Source organism: Cellulomonas telluris (genome assembly GCF_004886325.1).
Lineage (GTDB): Bacteria > Actinomycetota > Actinomycetes > Actinomycetales > Cellulomonadaceae > Cellulomonas > Cellulomonas telluris.
Genome location: NZ_QXFN01000128.1, coordinates 1 through 504 on the forward strand (window position 1 = coordinate 1; position 504 = coordinate 504).

The 504-nt window shown below is 73.6% G+C and carries 1 protein-coding gene; it reads right to left on the reverse strand.

Annotated elements, in window-relative coordinates; all coding sequences use genetic code 11:
* On the reverse strand, window positions 1-504 hold a 504-nt coding region (locus FB586_RS19065), incomplete at both ends, for a response regulator transcription factor (RefSeq protein ID WP_136520885.1).

Below are 504 nucleotides of genomic sequence, written 5' to 3' on the forward strand. Positions count from 1 at the left end.
GTCTCGGCGACGACGAGGTCGGCCGCGATCTCGGTGTTGGTGAGGCCGCGGGCGATCAGGGTCAGCACCTCGACCTCGCGCTCGGTCAGCAGCGCCAGCCGGTCGTCCGGTGTCGAGGGGCCGGCCGGGTCGGGGAGTGCGGCGAAGTGGTCGAGCAACCGTCGGGTGGTGCTCGGCGCGACGACCGCGTCCCCCGCCCGCACGGCCCGGATCGCACCGAGCAGGTCGGGCGGGGCCGCGTCCTTGAGCAGGAAGGCGGACGCGCCGGCGCGGATCGCGGCGAAGGCGTACTCGTCGAGGTCGAAGGTCGTCAGCACGATCACCCGGGGTGCGTCGTCGGTGGCGAGCAACCTCCGGGTCGTCTCGACGCCGTCGAGGCGCGGCATCCGGACGTCCATCAGCACGACGTCGGCCGAGGTGACCCCGAGCCGCTCCAGCGCCTCGCCGCCGTCACCGGCCTCACCCACGACGACCATGTCGTCCTGGCTGTCGACCAGCATCCGG